The organism is Tenacibaculum amylolyticum, from assembly GCF_964511145.1.
GTDB classification, from domain to species: domain Bacteria; phylum Bacteroidota; class Bacteroidia; order Flavobacteriales; family Flavobacteriaceae; genus Polaribacter; species Polaribacter amylolyticum.
The window spans coordinates 123,085-145,604 of the sequence record NZ_CAZEFZ010000063.1 but is presented as its reverse complement, the minus strand read 5'-3'; the positions used below and the strand labels follow the sequence as shown (position 1 = coordinate 145,604).

At 31.1% G+C, this 22,520-nt stretch carries 12 protein-coding genes; 6 read left to right on the top strand and 6 right to left on the bottom strand.

Annotation, left to right across the window (positions count from 1 at the left end; translation table 11 throughout):
- The first annotated feature begins 144 nt into the window (after window positions 1–144).
- From ACKTTC_RS13810 to ACKTTC_RS13800, 3 genes are all read left to right on the top strand, one after another.
- Complete coding sequence (locus ACKTTC_RS13810) at window positions 145–2,652, top strand: DUF5916 domain-containing protein (RefSeq protein ID WP_408040424.1); 2,508 nt, start codon at window positions 145–147, stop codon at window positions 2,650–2,652.
- Between the two features lie 442 nt (window positions 2,653–3,094).
- On the top strand, window positions 3,095–3,754 hold the full coding sequence (locus tag ACKTTC_RS13805; protein ID WP_408040423.1) for an ABC transporter ATP-binding protein: 660 nt from the start codon (window positions 3,095–3,097) through the stop codon (window positions 3,752–3,754).
- A gap of 26 nt (window positions 3,755–3,780) precedes the next feature.
- A complete protein-coding gene (locus ACKTTC_RS13800) occupies window positions 3,781–4,506 on the top strand; it encodes a DUF3667 domain-containing protein (protein ID WP_408040422.1) in 726 nt (241 codons plus the stop codon).
- 80 nt (window positions 4,507–4,586) lie between these two features.
- Here ACKTTC_RS13800 and ACKTTC_RS13795 read toward each other — a convergent pair whose 3' ends face one another.
- The 5 genes from ACKTTC_RS13795 to ACKTTC_RS13775 form a co-directional block, all read right to left on the bottom strand.
- A complete protein-coding gene (locus tag ACKTTC_RS13795) occupies window positions 4,587–5,867 on the bottom strand; it encodes an MAC/perforin domain-containing protein (protein WP_408040421.1) in 1,281 nt (426 codons plus the stop codon).
- A 40-nt stretch (window positions 5,868–5,907) separates the two neighbouring features.
- On the bottom strand, window positions 5,908–7,017 hold the full coding sequence (locus ACKTTC_RS13790; protein ID WP_408040420.1) for a hypothetical protein: 1,110 nt from the start codon (window positions 7,015–7,017) through the stop codon (window positions 5,908–5,910).
- Window positions 7,018–7,196: 179 nt separating this feature from the next.
- Window positions 7,197–7,946 carry a LytR/AlgR family response regulator transcription factor gene (locus tag ACKTTC_RS13785; RefSeq protein WP_408040419.1) on the bottom strand — a complete coding sequence of 250 codons (750 nt, stop codon included), beginning with the start codon at window positions 7,944–7,946 and terminating at the stop codon, window positions 7,197–7,199.
- Window positions 7,939–9,630 carry a tetratricopeptide repeat-containing sensor histidine kinase gene (locus tag ACKTTC_RS13780; RefSeq protein ID WP_408040418.1) on the bottom strand — a complete coding sequence of 564 codons (1,692 nt, stop codon included), beginning with the start codon at window positions 9,628–9,630 and terminating at the stop codon, window positions 7,939–7,941. The genes ACKTTC_RS13785 and ACKTTC_RS13780 overlap by 8 nt, the downstream gene beginning before the upstream one ends.
- Before the next feature lie 125 nt (window positions 9,631–9,755).
- The gene (locus ACKTTC_RS13775) at window positions 9,756–10,313 is read right to left on the bottom strand and encodes a hypothetical protein (protein ID WP_408040417.1); all 558 of its coding nucleotides are present in this window, start codon (window positions 10,311–10,313) and stop codon (window positions 9,756–9,758) included.
- Between the two features lie 241 nt (window positions 10,314–10,554).
- Between ACKTTC_RS13775 and ACKTTC_RS13770 the strand changes: the two genes are divergently transcribed.
- From ACKTTC_RS13770 to ACKTTC_RS13760, 3 genes are all read left to right on the top strand, one after another.
- The gene (locus ACKTTC_RS13770; protein WP_408040416.1) at window positions 10,555–12,036 is read left to right on the top strand and encodes a S10 family peptidase; all 1,482 of its coding nucleotides are present in this window, start codon (window positions 10,555–10,557) and stop codon (window positions 12,034–12,036) included.
- 107 nt (window positions 12,037–12,143) lie between these two features.
- Window positions 12,144–12,695, top strand: a complete 552-nt coding sequence (locus ACKTTC_RS13765) for a CPBP family intramembrane glutamic endopeptidase (RefSeq protein ID WP_408040415.1) — start codon at window positions 12,144–12,146, stop codon at window positions 12,693–12,695.
- A 98-nt stretch (window positions 12,696–12,793) separates the two neighbouring features.
- Window positions 12,794–13,558: a TIGR02757 family protein gene (locus ACKTTC_RS13760; protein WP_408040414.1), complete on the top strand. Its 765-nt coding sequence runs from the start codon at window positions 12,794–12,796 to the stop codon at window positions 13,556–13,558.
- A gap of 216 nt (window positions 13,559–13,774) precedes the next feature.
- Here the strand turns inward: ACKTTC_RS13760 and ACKTTC_RS13755 are convergent, their stop codons facing one another.
- Window positions 13,775–22,054: a LamG-like jellyroll fold domain-containing protein gene (locus tag ACKTTC_RS13755; RefSeq protein ID WP_456243512.1), complete on the bottom strand. Its 8,280-nt coding sequence runs from the start codon at window positions 22,052–22,054 to the stop codon at window positions 13,775–13,777.
- Between the last annotated feature and the right edge of the window lie 466 nt (window positions 22,055–22,520).

The window sequence follows — 22,520 nt, the reverse complement described above, 5'->3', positions numbered from 1 at the left end:
TTCACACTTTTTAACAAATCTTTTGGTTTTTAACCTGTAACGCTTCATTTTTTCCTGAGTCTTTACGTTAGTAAATAATTTCCCTTAATCATCTATTGTTAAACTATGTAATCATCTTATTTATAAGAAATAAGCTATTCAAAAATGAAAAAACAAACTTTCACTTTACTGTTAATGCTATTAACGAATGCTTTGTTAGTTAATAGTCAGGTAAACCAAAACAGAAAAAAATTAGCTGCCACTAGGGTTAATTCATCTCCTAAAATTGATGGAAATTTAAATGATGATGTATGGCAAAATGTTCCTATTGCGAACAACTTTGTACAACTTCGTCCAGATAATGGTGTACAGGAATTATCTGACTACAGAACCGAAGTAAAATTAATATACGACGATAATGCTATTTATATAGCTGCGAAAATGTTTGACCCTAATCCAGATAAAATTCCAGCAGAATTTACCAATAGAGATAATTTTGGGAACTCCGATTTCTTTATGGCAATGATTAATCCTATAGATGATGGACAAAACCCTGTAATGTTTATTGTTACCGCTTCGGGTGTTCAAATTGATTCTAAAGTTTCAAACGGAAATAATGAAGATTATAACTGGAGTGCTGTATGGGATAGCGACTTTCAGATTACTAAAGATGGTTGGGCTGTAGAAATGAAAATTCCGTATCGTGCTTTACGTTTTGCTAATGAAGAAGTACAATCTTGGGGAATGAACTTTCATAGAGAAGTGCGAAATATAAACACACGTTACACATGGAATCATATTGATAATACTGTTGGTAGATGGACACAGTATGATGGTTTAATTGAAGGGTTTAGAAATATTAAACCTCCTACACGATTAAATTTTTATCCATATGCTTCTGTAACAACTATTACTGAAGGTAATTATACTACTGCAGATTGGAGTGTAGGAATGGATGTAAAATATGGACTTTCTGAAAATTTCACATTAGATGCAACACTTATTCCTGATTTCAGTCAAGTTGGTTTTGATAATGTACAGCTGAATTTAGGTCCGTTTGAACAACAATTTACAGAACAACGACAATTCTTTACAGAAGGAACTGAATTATTTAGTAAAGGTAGATTGTTTTATTCTAGAAGAATTGGTGGTTTCCCTACTGATCAATTCAATGTTAGAGGAAATTTACAAGTAGATGAAGATTTTGTAGATGGTAAGAAAATTACTGAAGAAATTATAGATTATCCTACAAGAGTGCAAATGCTTAACGCTGTTAAAATTTCTGGTAGAACTAAAGGTGGATTGGGTATTGGTTTTTTTAATGCAATTACAGAACAAACTGAAGCTACTGTAGAACGTACAGAAGAAACACAGGTTGGTAGTGATATCACGACTACAAAAAATCAGTACAAAGTAGTTACGGAGCCCTTTGCTAATTATAATATTATGGTATTAGATCAGCAATTCAATCAGAATTCTGCAATTACTTTAATTAACACCAATGTTACACGTGATGGTCGTTTTAGAGATGCCAATGCAACAGGTTTATTATGGCACGTAGAAGATAAATCTAGTACGTATAATATTGATGGAAGTTTTAGAACAACTCATATTAGCGACGATCCTGGTAACCAAACTCCTGGATATAGTTTTGATACGAGTATTGGTAGACAATCTGGGAAATGGCGTTGGGAAATAGGTTATAATTTTGAAAATAAAGATTTCAATCCAAATGACTTGGGAATTCTTTTTAGTAATAATGAACAAACTATTTATGGATTTACTGGTTTTCGTCAATTAAAGCCTGTAGGTATTTTCAATAATTTTGGTGTAAACTGGTGGTACAATGTCAATTTCCAACATAAATCTGGTATTTATACAGGAACCAATACTGGACTTTCATTTTGGGCTTCAACCAGAGAGCGTTTCGATTTTGGAGGAAATATTAATGTTCGTACAAAAACAAAAGATTTCTTTGAGCCTAGACAAGGAAGTACTTCTGGAATCTTTTTTGAAAGACCTTTTCGTGTAAATATTAACCATTGGGGATCTACAGATTATCGAAAAAAGTTAGCCTTAGATTATAACTGGTACTACACTTTCTTTAAAAACATTCCAAAAAACAGTTATGGATTTAGACTTGGGCCTAGGTATCGTTTTAACGATCGTTTCTCGTTGAATTACGCTTTTAGATTTAATAAAACGGATAATGATTTAGGTTTTGTTGATAATTTAGATAATGGCGATATTATTTTTGGTGAAAGGGATAGAACTACATATGAAAATACAGTTTCAGGAAAATATAGTTTTAACACCAACTCTTCATTATCATTATCATTTAGACATAATTGGAGTAAAGTCCCTTATAAAGACCAGTTTTTTAGTTTAGATACTACAAACGGACAGTTACTTCCAACAACACATACAGATAACTACGATAGAAACTTTAATAGTTGGAATTTAGACTTGAATTATTTCTGGCAATTTGCTCCAGGAAGTCAAATAATTGCTTTTTATCGTAATTCTATCAATCCTAATGCGACTTTTGCACCAGCGGATATTAGTTTTTCCGAAAATATAGATCGATTATTCGATGAATCTATGACCCATACATTCTCTTTACGAGTAGTATACTTTATAGATTACAACAATATTAAAAACGTATTATTTTAAATAGCTGAAACCTGTTTTTATTACTCACAACAACCCAAACAGAACACTATTTAGGTAATATATTAGTTATGTTCAAGAAATCAGATAAAGCTACTTTGTCTGGTTTCTTTTTTTATAGCTGCTCTCTACGAATATTGTACACTTTTTAATTTATTTTTATTCATTTTCTCTTCTTTGCCTTGATACAAAGAAGCAAAAATCAAGACTCATAATAAAAGTTTAAGAAAATACTACAGAACCTTCCACGGATGAAAAAAACTCGCTTCCGCTCAAACAGTTTTTCATCTATCATCCAACACTGCTTCTTTGATTTTCAAAATTTTTATTGATAGGTCGTATTTTCGAGATACTAATTAAGTAGATTTAATAGCTGACATTCACTTATTTTTATGAAATTATAATTCAGAAATTGTATTACATTCGTGCTATTGAAAGTTTTTATATGATTGTAGGAAAAAACATACACAAGTATTATGGAGATGTTGAAATTTTAAAAGGTGTAAATCTTCATATTAAAAAAGGAGAAATTGTTGCAATTGTGGGGCCTTCTGGGGCTGGAAAAACTACCTTACTTCAAATTTTAGGTACGTTAGACAGACCTCAAAAAGAACAAAATTATGAGTTAACTTTTAATGGAACTTCTATTAAAGAATTATCTGATAAACAAATCTCTGCTTTCCGTAACCAACATATTGGTTTTATCTTTCAATTCCATCAGCTATTACCAGAGTTTACAGCTTTAGAAAATGTGTGTATTCCTGCTTTTATTGCTAGAAAAAGTAAAGCTGAGACTGAACAAAGAGCTAAAGAGTTATTAGATTTTTTAGGACTTTCACATCGTATTCATCATAAACCTAGTCAGCTTTCTGGCGGAGAGCAACAACGCGTTGCAGTTGCTAGAGCTTTAATCAATAATCCTTCTGTGATTTTTGCTGATGAGCCTTCTGGAAATTTAGATTCTACAGCTGCTAAAAACTTACATGAATTATTTTTTAAGTTACGTGATGAGTTTGGACAAACCTTTGTTTTAGTAACGCATAATAAAGACTTAGCAGAAATGGCTGATAGAACCTTAGAAATGAAAGATGGTTTGGTTGTGTAAACTTTATACTATTAAAACTGTAAGTTATGATTTGTATTTCCTGCGATTATCAACATGAAGAAAAATTCTGCCCTAATTGTGGTGAAAAAGGTGATATTCCTAAAATAACTTTCAGTTCTACCATATCTAATGCTTTTCTAAGTATTACCAATATGGATAAGGGCTTTTTATATAATTTAAAAAACTTAACCTTATCTCCTAAAGTTACAATTGAAGCATACTTAAAAGGAAAACGAAAACAAATATTTAACCCAATTTCATTTTTAATTATAGCTGTAACGGCATATTTACTTCTTGCTTCTTTACTTAAAACTAAACCTATATTCCCTAATGAAAAAACTAGTTTAATTCAAGAAAGTTTAATCAACAAATCTGGTTACGAAATTGGTGCTAGTGCTGGTAAAATAATTTTTGAGTATTTTAAGTTTTTCTGGGTATTCACCATAATACCACTTTCTCTGTTTACTAAATTATTTTTTAAAAGATATAATTTTGCTGAAAACTTGGCTATTAATTCTTTCATTTTAGGCCATGTCACCTTAATAATAGGTAGTATCTCTTTTATAATATTCAAATTCCCCATACTTATAAACCCTTTTATTTACCTTGGTTTAATATGGTATTTATATAGAGTTTTTGGGAATAAAAAGTATAAATCTGATTCTTTAATAATGGCATTTACTACCATATTCTTTTTCATTATTAGTTTAATTTCAATAATTATTATAATTGGTCTGTTCAACTTAAGTTAATTTTTCAATTTTAGGTTGGAGTTATCTTTATAAAAACTAAGAGTAAAGAGGTTTCTTTACTCCTAGTGATAATTTATACTCTATCCCCAAGGATTAAAAATATTCTGAATTGAAGTTGCATAATCCAACAAGTTAATGTGAGGTTGTAATTCCACAATCCCTGGATATGAACTATACTTATCGAATAAACCTATAATTTTATTCATGTTTGATGCATTGCTTAAAATTGCTACAGAAGGTAACATTTCATCAAAAGTTGCTACTCCCCAATAAATAGCTTTATCTAATGTTTTCGCCCATTCGCTATAATCGTTAGAAGTACCTGCTCTTCCACCAACTTGTAACAACGAAGTAATTTGAAACTTATCTGTTTGAGTTGTTGTTTCTGTACTTCCAGAAGCGTTGTTATAGGATGCTCCTCCACCAATACTTGTAAAAGCAGCTTTAAAAGAGCCTCCGAATTCTTGTCTATTCGTTTCTGATTCACTAAACTCAGTTATTGTTGTAGAGTCACTAGAGAAAAGTGCTCCGCCTAAGTTATATTCTTTGGGAATATAATATCCGTACTCATTTAATACCTCAACTACAGCTTTACAAATTTTAAAATCATTATCTGTATATTTTAGTAAAGCTTGATTGATCGCATCATTAAAATCTTCGGAAGCTACATAATTATCGATATCCACTTGTAACGCTACTTTTCTAACTAAAAATTTACCTGTGATATATTGGGTTACTTCACTACTAGACTGATTTTTACTTTGCTCAAACTTGAACTCTGCTTCTCCTCCAATTTTCGGGCCTGCTAATGATACAGAACCACTATTTGTATTCGTTTCTTGTAATGAATGTGTTACTTTAGAATATGCATCTTTATACTCAACTTCTGTAAGTACTCTTGGTACCAAAGCATCTGGAAATCTTCCTTCTTTCCATGAGTATAATTTTTTATATGATTTTGTAAATCCTTTTTCTGGATCAAATGTTAGTCCGTTATAAATTTGCACATTTTCAAAAAGTGATAATTTTTCAGTAGGACTTAAATCCATATAATATTGAACACCATCTTGAGGGTCTAATGGATCTGAAAGATCTAATGCCCCAATTGTTACAGTATTTCCTGCATTTAATAAAACGCTTAATGCTATTTGAGATTCCGTAGAAAGTAAAATTTTGCTTCCTTCATTTAAAAAGTAATCTTCTCTTTTCATGAAGTTGTCAACTTCCGTTGATTCTAACACTTTTCTAACCTCTGATAATTTAGCATTAATATCAAAAGGATACGAAATCGACTCTGCTCCTGCTTTTTGAAATACTATTAATTTTATATCGCTGTTTTTCTCTATACTTTTTTTAGCCATGTTTTCTTAATTTTAATTGAACTCAATTATTTACCAACTATTAACCTTCCCAAATTGAAGGATCTATGTTATTCATTTTTCCAAATACAGCATCTGCTTCTGCTTTACTTTTGAATACAAAAACATAAAAGATGACTTCTCCAATGATATTTTCTGGACTCTGACTATCTTTTACATTATAAATTGTTCCGAAGTTTTGCTGTGATTGTGATCCTGAAGGAACTGTTGTCCCTGGTTCTATAGTTGATCCTGGTATTACCGATTCGTCTCCACTAACCAATTTAGCATACGGAGTTGTTACCGTTGAAGTACTTTTAACAGATTCACTTTGGTAAGGAACAGGAAGTGGTAAATTACATTTATATACTTTACCACCAGACTTGTACTCTGTAACTTTCCAAGTTCTTATCGAAAATTTCATGTAATTTAATGTACTTCCTCCTATATTTAAACTATCAGTAGCAACAACTTTGATCATACTTTTATGTTGACTCTGATTTTTAGTAAAGTAACAACGTAAGGTTGACTTTCCGTAGTTACCTCCATCCGTAGGACAAGTTGTATACGTTCTATATAAAGGTTCACTATTAATTGGAGAACCAGAAGTTGGTTTTATAGTATAACCATAACCTGCCGCTGCCCAAGAACTAAGTTCAAATTGAATAATACTGTCTTTTTCACAAACCACTACATTTTCTAAACTAACACCAGGTAAATCTGGATTAGCAGTTTTTACATTGGTTAACATAAAAGGTTGAAACTTTCCTAAGTTGGCATTTCTAGCTTCTTCATCTGAAGTATTCAATCGCATTCTACAAGACATGTATCTATCAAACCACCAATCTGTACTAAAACCAATTAAATCGGTTTCTTTTGTTTTATTTACATTCGTTAAATACGCTTGATTATTAATTCCTATAACACCACTTAAAGGCACGTATTTTTCTGTTCCCATACCAATAACCATATCTTCGTATTTCAAATTGGTGTTTTGGTAATTGATAAATCTGAAGTTATCTATACTTTCAGAAGTTGTCATGAATCCTGATGCGACTAGTTTGTTTCTAATCTCATTAAGTGTAGTTCTTTCATCAAATTCAAAAGGTGTAAAGTCACTCTCACCTTTATAAAAATAAAAAGTTTTAATCATCTTTTCTTTTTTAAGTTTATACTCACTTGGTTTAAAAGCATTGAAAAACAAGTGTTTTTAATACTTACACCATAAAACTATTTTGAAAAAGATGTATTAATTTGTTTTTTGGTATTAACTCTACAAAACGCTACATGAAGTTGTTTTTTTAGTGTATAGGATTTTCTTTTACGTATAATTTATCTTAAAACGATATTTCTTTTTATAATGTCTTTATACTTGTCACTTAACGTAACTTTATGTCCCCCTGAAAGAATTATCAAATTATCATTAGGGAAAATTTCTTCTATCATAGATGTATTCACTACAAAATTCCTACTCGCTTTACTAAATAATTTAGGATCTAATAATTGCAATACTTTAGTTAATGATATTAAAATGACAAACTTCCCTTTTTCAGTTATGATATTACAGTAACGACCTTCAACTTCAATAAAAATGATTTCAGCAATTAGTACTTTTTTGAGCGATCTTCCTTTTTGAATATATAAATAATCGTTGCTCACTATGGTATCTTGATAGTCACTTGCAAAAACATCGTTTTGACCATAAAATTTTTCCATAGCTAAATGAATAGAGAACAACAATTCTAATTCGTTAAAGGGTTTTACCATATAATTGAAAGGCATTGTTGCTTTGGCTCTTTCAAACAATTCTTTATCTGTTGAACTTGTTAAGAATAGAAATGGTTTTTGGGTATCTTTTAAACTGTTTATCGTTTCAGCAAAAGAAATTCCATCGGGATGTTCCCCTAAAAAAATATCGATAATAACTAAATCAATATCTTTTCTTGACAAATATGTTGCTATAGCATCTTTAAAATTTTGAGCTACTCCAATCACATTATAATTATGAGCTTCTAAAACTTCTACCAATGCTTCACTTTCAACAGGATTATCTTCAACGATAAAAACATTTACATTATCCATTTACAAGAGGTTTAGGTAAAGATACAATCATTTTTGTTCCTTTTCCTAATTCGCTTTGAATAGATAGTTTTCCTTTATTTTTTTGAATCATCGATTTACACAACTGTAAACCTAATCCTGAACCTATTCTATTTTTATGTGTATGCTTTTCAACCGCAATAGTTGCTGCTAATAATTTCTCTTGAATTTTACTATCCATTCCAATACCAGAATCTTCAATAATAATGGCTATAGAATCGTTATTAATATCTTTTGTATAAATCTTAATTTCATCTTTAGTATCAGAAAACTTAATCGCATTATCTAACAAATTTCGTAGTATTATTTTTAATGATTCTTGATCTGCTAAGACTTTAATTCCTTTCGTTACTAAATTTGTAAATTGAAGTTGTTTTTCTTCTAGTAAAGGAAGATAGTTATATACTACATGTTCTACTGTAAAATACAAATGAATTTCTTGTATTTCGAAATATGATTGTTTTGTTTGTAACATCGCCCAATTCAACAAATTATCTAGTAAGTTATAAGCGCTACTAACTATGGTACTATTACGTTGTAAAATTTGATGAGCTTCACTAATATTTTCTTTTTCTATATTTCGAATTACTTTCTTATTACTCAGTTTTAAGGTATTTACTGAAGAACGTAAATCATGACTTACTATTGAAAACAACTGATCTTTCGTTGCATTTAATACATCTAACTCTTCTTTCTGAGTTAAAATTGTTCTTTTGGATTTTACATTTAATCTATAAAAAAAAGTGATTACAAATAATAAAACTAAAAGTGCTATTACTATATAAAAAAAGCTATTTCGTTCTGCTACTTTAGCTTTATTCTCTGCCTTTAAAAGGTCTACCTCAACTTGTTTCTTTTCTACAGCAAGCTTTTTCTCTAACTGTGCTAATTCCCATATTTTATTATGATTATTTAAGGAATCATTCCACTTTTCATATTCTTTCCTATATTTTAAAGCAGCAGTTAAATCTTTTCGATTTTCTTCTACTACAGCCATATTTTTTGCTGTATTCTTTTTTAACGTGAAGTTATCTACGTTTTTAGAAAACTTATAGGCTTTTACAAAATAAGGAATCGCTAAATCGTCTTTATATTGTTCGTAATATAAATTGGCAATATCTCCATAAGCCCCTACCAATTCAACAGTATCTTTATCTTTTTCATACAATTCAATACTATTCGTTAGATATTGCTCTGCTTTTTTAAACTTTTTTAAGTGTAAATAACATAGGCCTATATTATGTTTAACATTACTAATTTCGATACCTTTAACAGTATCGTTCCATTGGTTTTCAACTTCTTTGAAAATAGTTAGTGACTTAAAAAAATTATTTTCTTGCAATGCTATCTCTCCTAAATAAGAACTTACTTGAATAAATAACTGAAAAGGCTTAGCAATTTTATGAAATGTTTCTTTAGCTGATGTAAACTTTTTCTTCTTATAAAATCCATAGCCTTTGAAAAAGAGATAATATTTCTTAGACTCTCCTCCTAGTTTTGAATTTATATCTAGTTGTTTTGTAGTATGTAATAAAATCGAATCCCATTCCTTTTTCAAATAAAAATCCAGCATTTTTTTAAAATTAGAATCATGAATAGATATATCAGATTTGGATATGATTTCTTGTTGAAGAGAAATTAATTCTTCTCTTTCTTGACTCTGCATAATATTATTTAGAAGAAGAAAAAAACACAATAAAAAGAGATTATTGTTTAGCATTTTAAAAACTTATTTGGTTGGTTTTTAAAATACAAAAAGCGGCGATAAATTCGCCGCTATATTCGTAAAAATTAGAACCCTTCTGTTCCTGAAGATGGTTTTACCGTAGTAACTGTTCCTCTAGATGTTTCTGGGTTTCTATTAATAACAAATAATTCAACTGTTTTTATTTTATCTATTGGAACAGTCTCTTTCTCACTACACTTTATAGCCCCGTCACAAAACTCCATTAGAAATGGATAATACCTAAAACCTTGTTCATTATTCTTATCGCTATGAATAAATGTCATATAGATATTCAATTGATATTCCCCTGAAGATTTATACGTGAAGTTGTAATAAAACTCAAACTGATCTTTTTTCACTTCATAATCACTATTTACAAAAGCTACTCCTTGCACGAAAATGTTCTTATTTTTTCCTTCTTCTCTAAGGTATGTAAGTAATGTTGGTGCTAAAACTCCAGGATATTCCACACCAAAATCTACTGGTATTACGAAATCCTCACCTTCTCCTACAGAAACCTTTATTAGTTTATCTTTTTTAGAGATCTTGTGCCCTGGAATTCTTGCTAGTTCTTTTTTCTCCTTTTTACCTTTATCTAAATGGTTTGTTATTGTGTTACTCATATTATATTGCTTTTGATTTATATTAATTATTATAGAATTACTAGATTTTTAATTAAGTAATTCTATAACAAAGAGAAACTAAAAAAGCAATTAAGAACTTTAAAATGTTATGAAGTAGGTAAATCCATGCATAAAATAGGTTAGTACTTTGTATGAGTTTTTGATGCTATACTAACTCTCTTATAAATACATAAGTTTTAATATCTTTAGAACACCAAATGACTTTATAAAACTTTTAAAAATGAAATATATATTAAGCTCGTTTTGCTTGCTATTCTCTATTTGTATTATGGCGCAAGACATGCGTATCCCTGTAGACACAACCGTAGTTACTTCTAATACAATTACTATAAAAGGGAAAAAAGTGAGTTATAACGCACAAACAGGAACACAACCCGTTTTTGATGCAAATGGAACTATAAAAGCTACTTTATTCTATACTTATTATTACAGAACAGATGTAAACAATACTGCAACTAGACCTTTAATTATGTCTTTTAATGGTGGACCAGGTTCTGCATCTGTTTGGATGCACATTGCATATACTGGACCTAAAGTATTGAAAATAGATGATGAAGGAAACCCTATTCAACCCTATGGTATTAAAGACAATCCATATTCTGTTTTAGATGTAGCAGATATCGTTTTTGTGAATCCGGTAAACACTGGGTATTCTAGACCTGTTGTAAAGAAAGATGAAAAAGTAGATAAAAAGTACTTTTTTGGCGTAAATGCAGATGCAAAATATTTATCGGACTGGTTGAATACTTTTGTTACTAGAACTAACAGATGGAGATCTCCTAAATATATTATTGGAGAAAGTTATGGTGGTACACGTGTAATGCAATTGGCATACGAATTACAAACCCGACAATGGATGTATTTAAATGGTGTAATTATGGTATCTCCTGCTGATTATAAAATTATAAGAACGGGAAATTCTGAAGATTATGCTGTAAATTTCCCTTATTATACTGCTGCGGCCTGGTATCATAAACAGCTGCCTAAAACACTACAAGAAAAAGATTTACTTGCTATTTTACCTGAATCAGAAAACTTTGCCATTAATAAACTACTTCCTGCTTTAGCAAAAGGTGGTTATATTGAGGAAACAGAAAAAAATAAAATTGCAGAACAAATGTCGTACTATTCTGGTATTGATAAAGAAGTAATTCTACAACACAATTTAGAAATGCCTAAAGCCTATTTCTGGAAAGAATTGCTTAGAAAAAGTGGAAAAACGATTGGTCGTTTAGACAGTAGATATTTAGGTTTAGACCGAAAAGATACAGGTACTCGCCCAGATTATAGTCCTGAGTTGGTTTCTTGGTTACACTCTTTTACTCCAGCTATTAATTACTACATTCAAAATGTATTGAAATTTAAAACAGATGTAAAATACAATATGTTTGGCCCTGTACATCCTTGGGATTTTTCGAATAACAACTCTAGAGAAAACATGAGAAAAGCAATGGCTGAAAATCCTTATTTACAGCTTTTAGTCCAATCTGGATACTACGATGGAGCAACAACATTCTCTGCTGCAAAATATACTATGGGAAAAATAGATCCTAGTGGCAAGTTAAAAGATCGTATGTCTTTTAAAGGTTATCGTAGTGGACACATGATGTATTTACGAAAAGTAGATTTAGAAAAAGCAAATGATGATTTGAGAGCTTTTATTCAAAAAAGTTCTAAAAATGTTGGTGCTGCAAAATATTAAGGTTTTTTTATTTTCCAGACAACCAAACTTCAGTGCTTTTAAAAAGCACTGAAGTTTTTTGTAACACATACTTCCTTATAACTACTTATTGAGTAAATACCATTTTTATGTTAGATACTTTTAATGAACTTGTCGCATATTTAAAAAATCCTGTTTTAGAAAAGGATCCGAATAATACTCCTACTCATCGTTTAACGAAATTCTTTCATATATTTTTAATTAGTGTTATTACTGGTATTATTCTTACTCCTGTTCTTATTTACATTGAGTCTTCTGGGCTTGTGAATATGGACGACCACGCGATGAAAGAATTAGCAAGAAATTTTTCTAAAGCAAAAGTTCTTTTTTTAACGGTTATAGTTGCTCCATTAATTGAGGAGTTAATTTTTAGAGCTCCCATTACACTTTTTCATTCCCAAAAAGCTTTTAAAATAGCCTTTTATGTATTTGCAATTGTTTTTGGTTTAGTTCATTTAACAAACTTTACAATCACTACCAATGTTATATTATTAGCTCCAATATTAGTAGCTCCACAAATTATATTAGGCGGATATCTTGGATTTATTCGTGTAAGATTTGGTTTAGGTTGGAGTATATTACTTCATGCTAGCTACAATTGTCTTTTTATTTTGTTTAGTTTTGCCAGCGATTTTACCTAATTATGAGTTATAAATTTTCAATTACAAGCATTAATTGTGAATTACATCTTTTATTAATTAGTTTTTCATCACAAATTAATTTGTAACATTTATTATCTGTGAAAAAAACAGAACTTAAAGAGTTTTTAGACGAAAAGGCTGATTTATACGAAAATTTAGATTTTATTGATAGCGATCCTATTCAAATCCCACACTCTTATTCTTTAAAGGAGGATATTGAAATTGCTGGATTTCTTTCAGCTATTATTGCTTGGGGAAATAGAAAAATGATTATTAATAATGCTAAGAGAATGATGGAATTAATGGGGAATTCTCCATACGATTTTGTCTTGCATCATACAGAAGAACAATTAGCTACATTTGATGGTTTTGTTCATAGAACTTTTAATGCTGAAGATTTTAAATTTTTCATTCGGTCATTAAAAAACATTTATACAGAACACAACGGATTAGAGGTTGTATTAAAGCCTTCTGAAGGAGTTGATAATTACCAACAAGCAATACATGATTTTAAACAGGTATTTTTTGAAATTTCACATTTACCTAGAACACAAAAACATATTTCTGATCCTGTAAAAGGTTCTGCTGCTAAACGTATTAACATGTTTTTGCGTTGGATGGTAAGAGATGCTAAAAAAGGTGTGGATTTTGGTCTTTGGAACTCACATAAGGCTGCACACTTACATTGTCCATTAGACGTACATACTGGAAATGTAGCACGTAAATTAACTGTTTTAACTCGTAAGCAAAATGATTGGAAAGCTATTCAAGAATTAGATACAACATTAAGAGCTTTCGACCCAAATGATCCTGTAAAGTATGATTTCGCTTTATTTGGATTAGGTGTTTTTGAGAAGTTTTGATTTAATTACATCGTTCAATTGAAATATAGACTTGCTTTTACAAGGGACTTCAGTCCCTTGGCATCATTCTAATTCTATTTTTAAACCCAAGGAACTGAAGTTCCTTGGGTTTAAAAATAGAAGAACTCAAAAGTAAAATTTCAAAAGAATATATAAACAGCAAAAGGGCTATCAGTTATGATAGCCCTTTTTACATTAATTAATTCAAAAAATCTATTATTTAATTACTAGCTTTTTGGTTAACACCTTATTTCCTGAAATAAGTTTGTATAAATAAACTCCTCTATTTACTGAAACTTCGCTAGTTGCTTTATTCCATGTAATCGTATGAACTTTATTTCCTTCAACCTTCTCAGAAACAAAAGTGTGTACTTTTTGTCCTAATAAATTATATAAACTGATATCTACAAATTCTGTTTGTGGAATACTATAAGTAATCTTAGTTGAATTTGTCATTGGGTTTGGTGTATTTTGACCAAGAGAATACCCATTATTTACAATAGTATTTACCTCGTCAATAGATTTAGCTGTATAGGTAAGTGTATAAGGGTTTTCAACATTTCCTTTTACGTCTGTTCTATCAAAGCTTATCGTATTGTCTAATGATACAATGTTTTCTCCATCAAAAAGTTTGAAACTTACTTCATCGTTACTAAATCCTCCAACTCCAATGAAATAACGATATTCATCATCAATCATTACAGCTTTGGCAACTCCTCTAACTTCATCGTTTACAAAAGCAGCAATTATATACTCTTTATCTTCATCAAGATCGTCAGATGATACATTAGCTGTCATGTACATGAAACTTGGGTAACGGTTTCTATCTACTTCCCAATTAATAACCTTAGCTTTCTCTAAAAACTCTAAAGAGCTTTGTTCTTTAGCAGCAGCAACTGTTCCTCTTGCTTGTGCTTGAGGTATTGAAACTAAACCACTATAATTTAAAATTCCTGAGTTCTCTGCTCTATATAAATATCCTGTACCAGGTGTTAAGTGTGTTAAACTACCTGTCCAACCATTTGATGTATACTCAGCAATTAATCCTCTTCCTTCGATCATATCTCCTACACTTACTGTAGTAGATGTTAACGATCGTAATGCTAATGATACTGTTTGTAAGTTATTAGGGAAATATGGAATTGCATTGACTGCTTTACTTCCTTCAATATCAATATTAGTATCAATAGGTACAGGTACACCTTCTATTTCTATTATTTTAGATGAAGTTGAATTAATTATATACGCTTTTCTAACATCTATAGCTTCAACACCGTTAGTACCTGTATAGGTTCCATTATCTCCAGCTGTAGCTATTAAATTAGTAGTTTTAGCATCTAAGATTTGATCTCCTTTAGTAAGCCCTTTTATAGAAGTTAATGATAATACATTAGAAACATCATTATCTTTTAGGTTAAAACTAACTTCTTGGAAATTTTCCACTAATGATAACCTTTTTGTTACTCTCTCTCCTACAGTAAATGTTATTGGATCGCTTGTAGTTCCTTCAGAACCTCTAAATGAATATGTATATCTTTCTACAATTCCTTTATATTCTGTACATTCAGACGCATCCCAAACATTGAAACTTAATATTCCTGACTCGTCATTGTTTCCTGAAATACTTAAATTAACCAATCCATTTGTTCCAACATTTGCTAATCCTCTATACTCTCCATTTAAATAAGCCACTACAATATCGCCTCTATCTAATGATTGAGTTTCGCCAAACATTAACTTTCCTGTCATGTTCATTCGTCCTAAATATGCATTAGATGAGAAACCTTCTGCAAAGTTAGGCACTGCACAAGTTACATTTACTTCTAAGTTAAAAGCTTCAACTCCTAATGGAATATCTCTACCATCAACCGTTTGTAACACTTCTACATATACATCTGTTGAATGAACTCCAGGATTTAAGTATGGTGCAACTATAAACTCTAAATCACGTTCTACAAAACCAGCAGCTAAATCATTTTCAGCTCCCTCTTCAATCGTAGTTACTGTTGGACCAACTACTCGCTCTACTCTTAACCAAGATGGTAAGTTTCTGAAGTTATATTTGACAGGAGAACCGCCTTCTGAGTTATCTAAATCAACATTAGTTATTCTTGTTGATTGTCCTTGAACTTGCGATACAATAACATTATTTTGACTCCAATGAATTGTGTTTCTATTTACTGTAAATGACCATGATCTACCTGCTATCTTATTTCCAGCTGGATCTTGCAATCTTCTATTACGAATCATTGCTGTTAACTGTGCTCCTTCAATAAAAGAATCGTCAAAAACAGGATCTATATGCACTTGCGTATTATCGTGAGAAACAACAACTCTGTACTGTAAGTTCTTAGCTAATCTAGTAATATCTAACGGAGCTGCATTAGCTGCACCTGTCACAAATTCTAAACCTACCGCTGTTGTTCCAATAGCATTTCCTGTGTAATCTCTAATAGCTTCATCTGGCGCTCCATTTGCTCCCTCTAACGCATTATTATCTAATACAAAATATGCTTTTAAATTAGTTTCATTTCCAACTAATTGCTCATCTAAATTACCTACAATTTCTGATGGAGATCTATCTATATTCCAAATACGAATTTCATCTAATTTTCCTATATAAGATACTCCATTTTCAGCCTTAGCTATTTCGATAGCATCTTCATTTGCTTCTAATGCTGTTATTGTACCTGAACCTACAGAAACTCCATTAAAGTAAATTGTTACAGTATTTGCTCCATCATAAACTGCAGCAACATGCGTCCAACTTAAAGGTTGTAATCGTCTAGACGATGTAACAACATCATTAATTATAATATTTCCTTGAGGTGATAATTTTACTGAATAATTATTTCCTTTTTGTATTATTGGAACATTTACTCCTGATGGTAATGTACTTGGATTTACCCACATCTCTAATGTAAAAGGTCCTGTTAAATCAAACTCTGTTTGATGAGGTACTATAACTTCATCAGGAATTTGTGCAAATTCAGCTGAAGTTAAGTTTTGTGGTAAGCCTCCTAAAATTCCTCTTAAAGAAAAACTACTATTTACTGCTGTTTGTGGATTAATAGCTCTATTAAATTCTGCTGTAATTTGCCCTTCTCTTAATACACCTCCATTTACTGGGTTTGTACTAATAACTACAGGAGCTATTCTAGCAATTCTACCTTTAGCAAATTCAGTAGGTGTTTGTCTGTTCGCTACATCTTGTCTTGTTGGATCACAAACTGGTGTAACTCTAAAGCTATATTCACCATCAGTTAAACTTGATACATTTGCTGAATAAGTAATAAATCCATCTTCTTGTAAATTTTCTCTTAACTCAGTTAATGATAACGTTTTTAAAATACGTGGCTCATTATTTCCTTCAATAGCATATTCTAAATCTACTGAGAACGTATCTGCTACAGTTACTTCATCTGCTGTTATTTCAGGTATTCTAAATCTAAAATCTAATTGGTCATTATCTTCACCATTTACTACCCAATTCGCAGCTGGTTTACTAGCTTCAATTTGACTAATACATGCTCCAGAAAAATGAGCTGTTACTTCGATCTCTTGGAAAGGCACAACTCCTACTTCAGCGTATTCATCTACACCATAACTTCTATAACGATCTCCAGCTTGCTCACATTCTGAATAAATTCTAACTTTAATATTTTCATATGTGATGTCTTCTGGATCTCCCATACCTCTGGTAATTTTTAATTCAGCTTTTACTTCTTTTGTTACACCTGTATCTGAACTAGGGTCTAAGGTGAAAACAATTGGAGAGCTTGTTGCTGGTTCAAAAATAGGAGATTCATTTAAGAATACTTGAGCTCCGTTACTATTTGAAGCTCCGTCCATTGCTACTATATAAGTTTTACGTGTTGCATCATTTGCTCTCTGTGTATTTCTTAGTGTAAGCTCATATTCAATAATAGCATCTGCTCCTACACCATATTTTACAGCATTGTCTACAGAAATTTCCACTCCCTCTCTAGGCACTGTACCTGCTTCAAAAGGACAGCTACTTCTTCCTCCAACAGTATAAAAATAAGGAGTACCATAAGTTTTATCTCTACCTATTCTTACAGTAAATTGATCTCCTGCAGAATTATCCGACAACGTAAAACTATCTGTTCTTGAATTTTCACTAGTTGTATTATCGCTAGCTTCAGTAGTTCCTAATACTTCTACATTAACATCAAAATTAAACAATACTCCAAAGATGGTATTACTTGTTGATCCACCTCCACTTAATCCTCCAGTAGTTCCTCCAGAGTTTTGAGTACTTGAGCTTACAGTTCCACTTATATTGTAAGTAATCGAATTACCTCCTCCACTGAAAGATAATTGAGTAGGTACACTAGTTATTGTTGCTCCTAAATTATCATTTACTTGTGATAATTCTGCAACTACTTCCGAATATGACTCTGTATTATTAGCCAAATATTCTTCTCTCTCTTCTTTATTTCTTCTCTGTACAATTTTTCTCCATTGTTGAATTTGGTGTACATAATTCCCTAATTCTTTATCAGTACTTTCTGAAGCTATATCTATATTAAATCCATCTATAGTTGCTTGTAAATCTAAGCTACTACGAGTATCTTTTACTTCCTGTGAAGTATTTTCTAGATTATCATATCTACTGATTAATAAACGTTGTAAATTTGGAATAACTACATCTTCTATATCTTGTCTACTGTATATAAAAGGGTTTAATTCATTCGTTGTTACAACTTTTTGATCGTTTCTTATAATAGGGTTACAGTTTTCTCCAACAATTAAGCTTCGTCCTGTACCAAAAGTTAATAATCTTGATACACCTACAAATACATCTGCATCTTGTCCTACAATATCTGTGCTTGTAGAAGTTTGAATAGTTTGGTCTAATGAAACACTAAACCCATTTTCTTCTGTATGTCTATACGTAGCATTTGCTGTAATAGTTCCTACAGTTTTTGAAGTAGATGATGCTACTGTTGTACTAACACCGCTTGCTACCCCAACTCCTAATGGTGCTGCAATTGCTAAGTTTACTGTTTCTGTATTAATATCTAATCCAGCAGAAATAGCTGTAGTAGTATTTACATCTAAACCTCCTCCAACAGATTTACTAAAAGAATAAGAAGTTCCTCTTGCTAATGTAGCAGAACTTGCGTCTCCTGGTGGGTCATATAATACAATTCCTACTTGCGGATCTGTTAATGTAAAATCTTCATTACCTCTTTGTGCTCCCGTTACATAAGCTAATCTAGTTAAACTAATATTACGACTATTATGAGCTAATGAAATAGCTAAGTTTCGTGTAAAGTCTCCTGAGAAATTTGGTTGTCCAATAGTTGTTAAGAATCCACTTTTACCATTAACTCCAGACTTACCATTAGCAGCTGCAACAATCATATCTCCAGATAAATCTACTACAGCGTCTTCTACTTTACATCTATCTCCATTATAATCTTCAAAAACATCTACTTCTATATATACTGCGCTACCTGTAGCTAAATTATAAATAGAATTACCATCTCCACAAGTTGCAGTTATTCTTTTACTTTCTAATTCTTCTCTAGTTTGTAAAGCTTGAAATTGCTCTTGTGTTATTGCAAAAATACTAACCTCTGCTTGTAAAGGATTTCTGTATGAAAAATCGTAACTTTTATTTCCATCTCTTAAATCAATAATAGCTGAGTTTACTCGATCGCTAGTTCCTACTCTTGTTAGTTCAACTCTATACTGACCTGGTAATAAATCGTGAATCGTAAATAAGTTATTTTCATCATTAAAATCACTTGGCGTAATCGCTTTTTTATACTCTGGAAAAGCTACATCTGTTCTTATAATCTGACCTTCCCAATTTCCTACATCATTATTACATGGTATTACAACATTTCCTACAAAAGTTCTTCTTGTTGTATTTTCAAAATTTATATCTGATGTTGCTTCTGTAAGATTAAATACATATTGCGTATTATTTTCTGGATCAATAAAACGTGCATTGTCACTATCTTGAGAAGCTATATAATCAAATTCAAATTTTCTAATATACTGAGAACTTGACTCATTATTAAAATAGGCTCCTTGCTTTAAATCTAAATAATTATTACTAACACCAGAATTTGTTGCTAAGTTTACTGCTTTTGATCCCAGTCTATGCTCAAAAGTATACGATAACTTCAAGTGATCTTCATCATTTTCAACTATATCTCCTGATCTAATACTTGATAATTTAGCTGGTGTATAATATGTATCTCTAAATTCTAAAATATCTACATTAGCTACTGAATAATTAGTTAAGGTTGCGTCGTCTACATAAGTAGCTCCAACATATACTTTATTATCTATTCCATTGCTTGTATATGCTGCATTTAAAGGAGCTTTATCTTCTACTTTTAAATAAATTACATCTGTATCTGCATCATATGTTATTGCAAAAAATGTATAGGTAGCTGATTCTTCTTCAATTCCTGTTGAGGCTAACTCAGAAGTTCCTGATAATAATACTAATCTGTTATTATTTCTTAATTCTAATCGTAAATCTCCCCAGTGTAATACAGTTTGATTTTCAGGTTTTTCTACTTGGTTTCCATTTCCTACTTCAGGTAAAAAAATATCTGGTTTTATAAAACCAGACCAAGTAAATCCTTGACCAGCTGTAGCAACTACAGGTCTTGATGATACTGCATATCCTTTATCTTCTTTTTTAAAGTCTAAACTTACACGATCTACCGCTAAATTAGCTCTATCGAAATTAGGTTGTCCTACAGAAACAGTTACTCTACCTGGAGATTGTGATATGTTATAAATACCTTCATTATCTGTGCCAGCACTTGAGTTTGGATCTGAGCTAGTAACTTCTGTACCGTTTACTTTTATACTTGTATTTTGAATGGTTGGGAATGTCTCTCCGTTTAATAACTTATAAAGAATCTTTCCTGATATTTGATATTGTGAAACATTAGAAAACTCTATAAGTCTAGGATCTCTTGGGTTTAATGCTCTATCTATATTTCTAACATCAAAAGTTGGTGAAAATCTATTATTTGGTTTCGACGGTCTTACTTCGTAGGCTAAAAAATTATCTGAACTATCTACACTTTGACGTCCTGTATTTAAACTATTAAATCTAAAGCGTCCAATCTCATTTGAATATACAGCATATTCTAGTGGTACATTACTAGTAGTAGTTACTCCTTCTCTTTCTTCTGTTACTACCTGATAAGGTGGATTTACAGTTTGTAATGCTTGTATTGTAGTACCTCTGAACTTTCCTATACTATTTGCTGCTTGGTTATAAATATTAAATGGATCATTCATATCTAGGCGATAGTAAGCTAATAAGTTTGCTTCATTATTATCTCCTAAAATATATTGCCAATAGTTATTAATTTGAGTAGCTGTTCTCTTAACACTCCAAATACGAATTTCATCTAATTCATATGTACTTTCAGCATTTGCATTAAAAGAAAATTTTGACGCTCTATTTAAACCAACAACAAACGGACTACTAGTTGTATGATTAGCTGCTATAGGCTGCTCTCTATTTGTTGGTTGACTTACTCCTCCATCTATATATAATTCTCCTCCAGTAGGACTAAATGTAAATGCAAAATGATGCCATTCATTATCAAGATCTATATCTTTTGACAAATACGTTACCGTACCATTTCCACTTAAATTTTTAGATATTAATTCTACTCTTGAGTTATTTATACGGATTTCACCTTCACTTAATTTAAATACAGTATTAGTTCCTGTTCTCACTGTTGGTGTACGATACCAAAACTCAATAGTTCCTGTTCCTCCTGCTTCTCTGAATAAACTTATATCGTTAATATTTATTGGTCTGCTTCCATTAGAAAATCTAAGTGCATTACCAGGAATATTTCCTTCAGCAACTTTTGCTCTTAGTAACGCATTTTGTGTAGCAATACCTGTACTAGTTTCTAATGTTCCTTCTACAGCTCCGTTTGCAAATACAAAACCATTGTCTTCACCTGGTTCACTATCTTCAAGCCTATTATTATCTGCTCCAATAGCTGTAACTGTGTACCTATAAATTTCATTCGGAAGTACTCCGTTTACATCCTCATAATTTATATACTGCGAAATCGCTTGTAAAGTTGGCGGTGTATAATCAATATTTTGAGGATCACTTTCCGGATCTGCTAAATTTCTTCTTTGAATTTGATATTTCTCAGCACCTGCAATATGTGGCCAACGTAACTGTATCCCTTTACTACTACTAGAAGGAATTCCACCGTAAGACGCACTTAATATAATATCTTTTAAACTATAAATTGGATGATCAGTATCTGTACGTAATTGAGCCAATGTAGCTGTTGGACTTAATATACTACCTATACTACTTGTTACTCTTGAATATGAAGTTTCTTCATTATAATTATTTTCTAATAAATTTAACCATAATAAATTATTAACAGATGTACCTGCAATATGGTTTTCGTCTGAAGTATTTTTAACATATGCAGTTACTAACCCCTCAGACATTAAATCTCCTTGATTTGTTGAGTCTGGATTTGAATATGTTAACAATCGTTCTCTTGCAATTGTTTCTCTATCACGAACTTGATTCCATGCTCTATATTCTGCAACGCTTAATTGTACATTAGTTGCTGCAATATACATTCTTTCCAAGTTGAAGTTTTCTGGATAAACTAAAGAAGTTACTCTAGTACCGTCTATAAATAAAGTAAGTAATGATTGTGATGGTACACTTTTATTTATATCTATAGTTATAGCTATATGATACCATTTATCTGATGTATAATCTTCTACTACTTCATTTAAAGCTATTGTTTGGCTATTAGTACCTACCTTAAGCATTAATTGATCTCCATTACCTGCAAGCGTAAACTCTTTATTTCCTGGAGTTAAGTTTGAGAACTCCCATTCATTTCGAGTACTATTCATTCCAGGCATTTCGTTAATCATTCCTTTACTTACCCAAAATTCA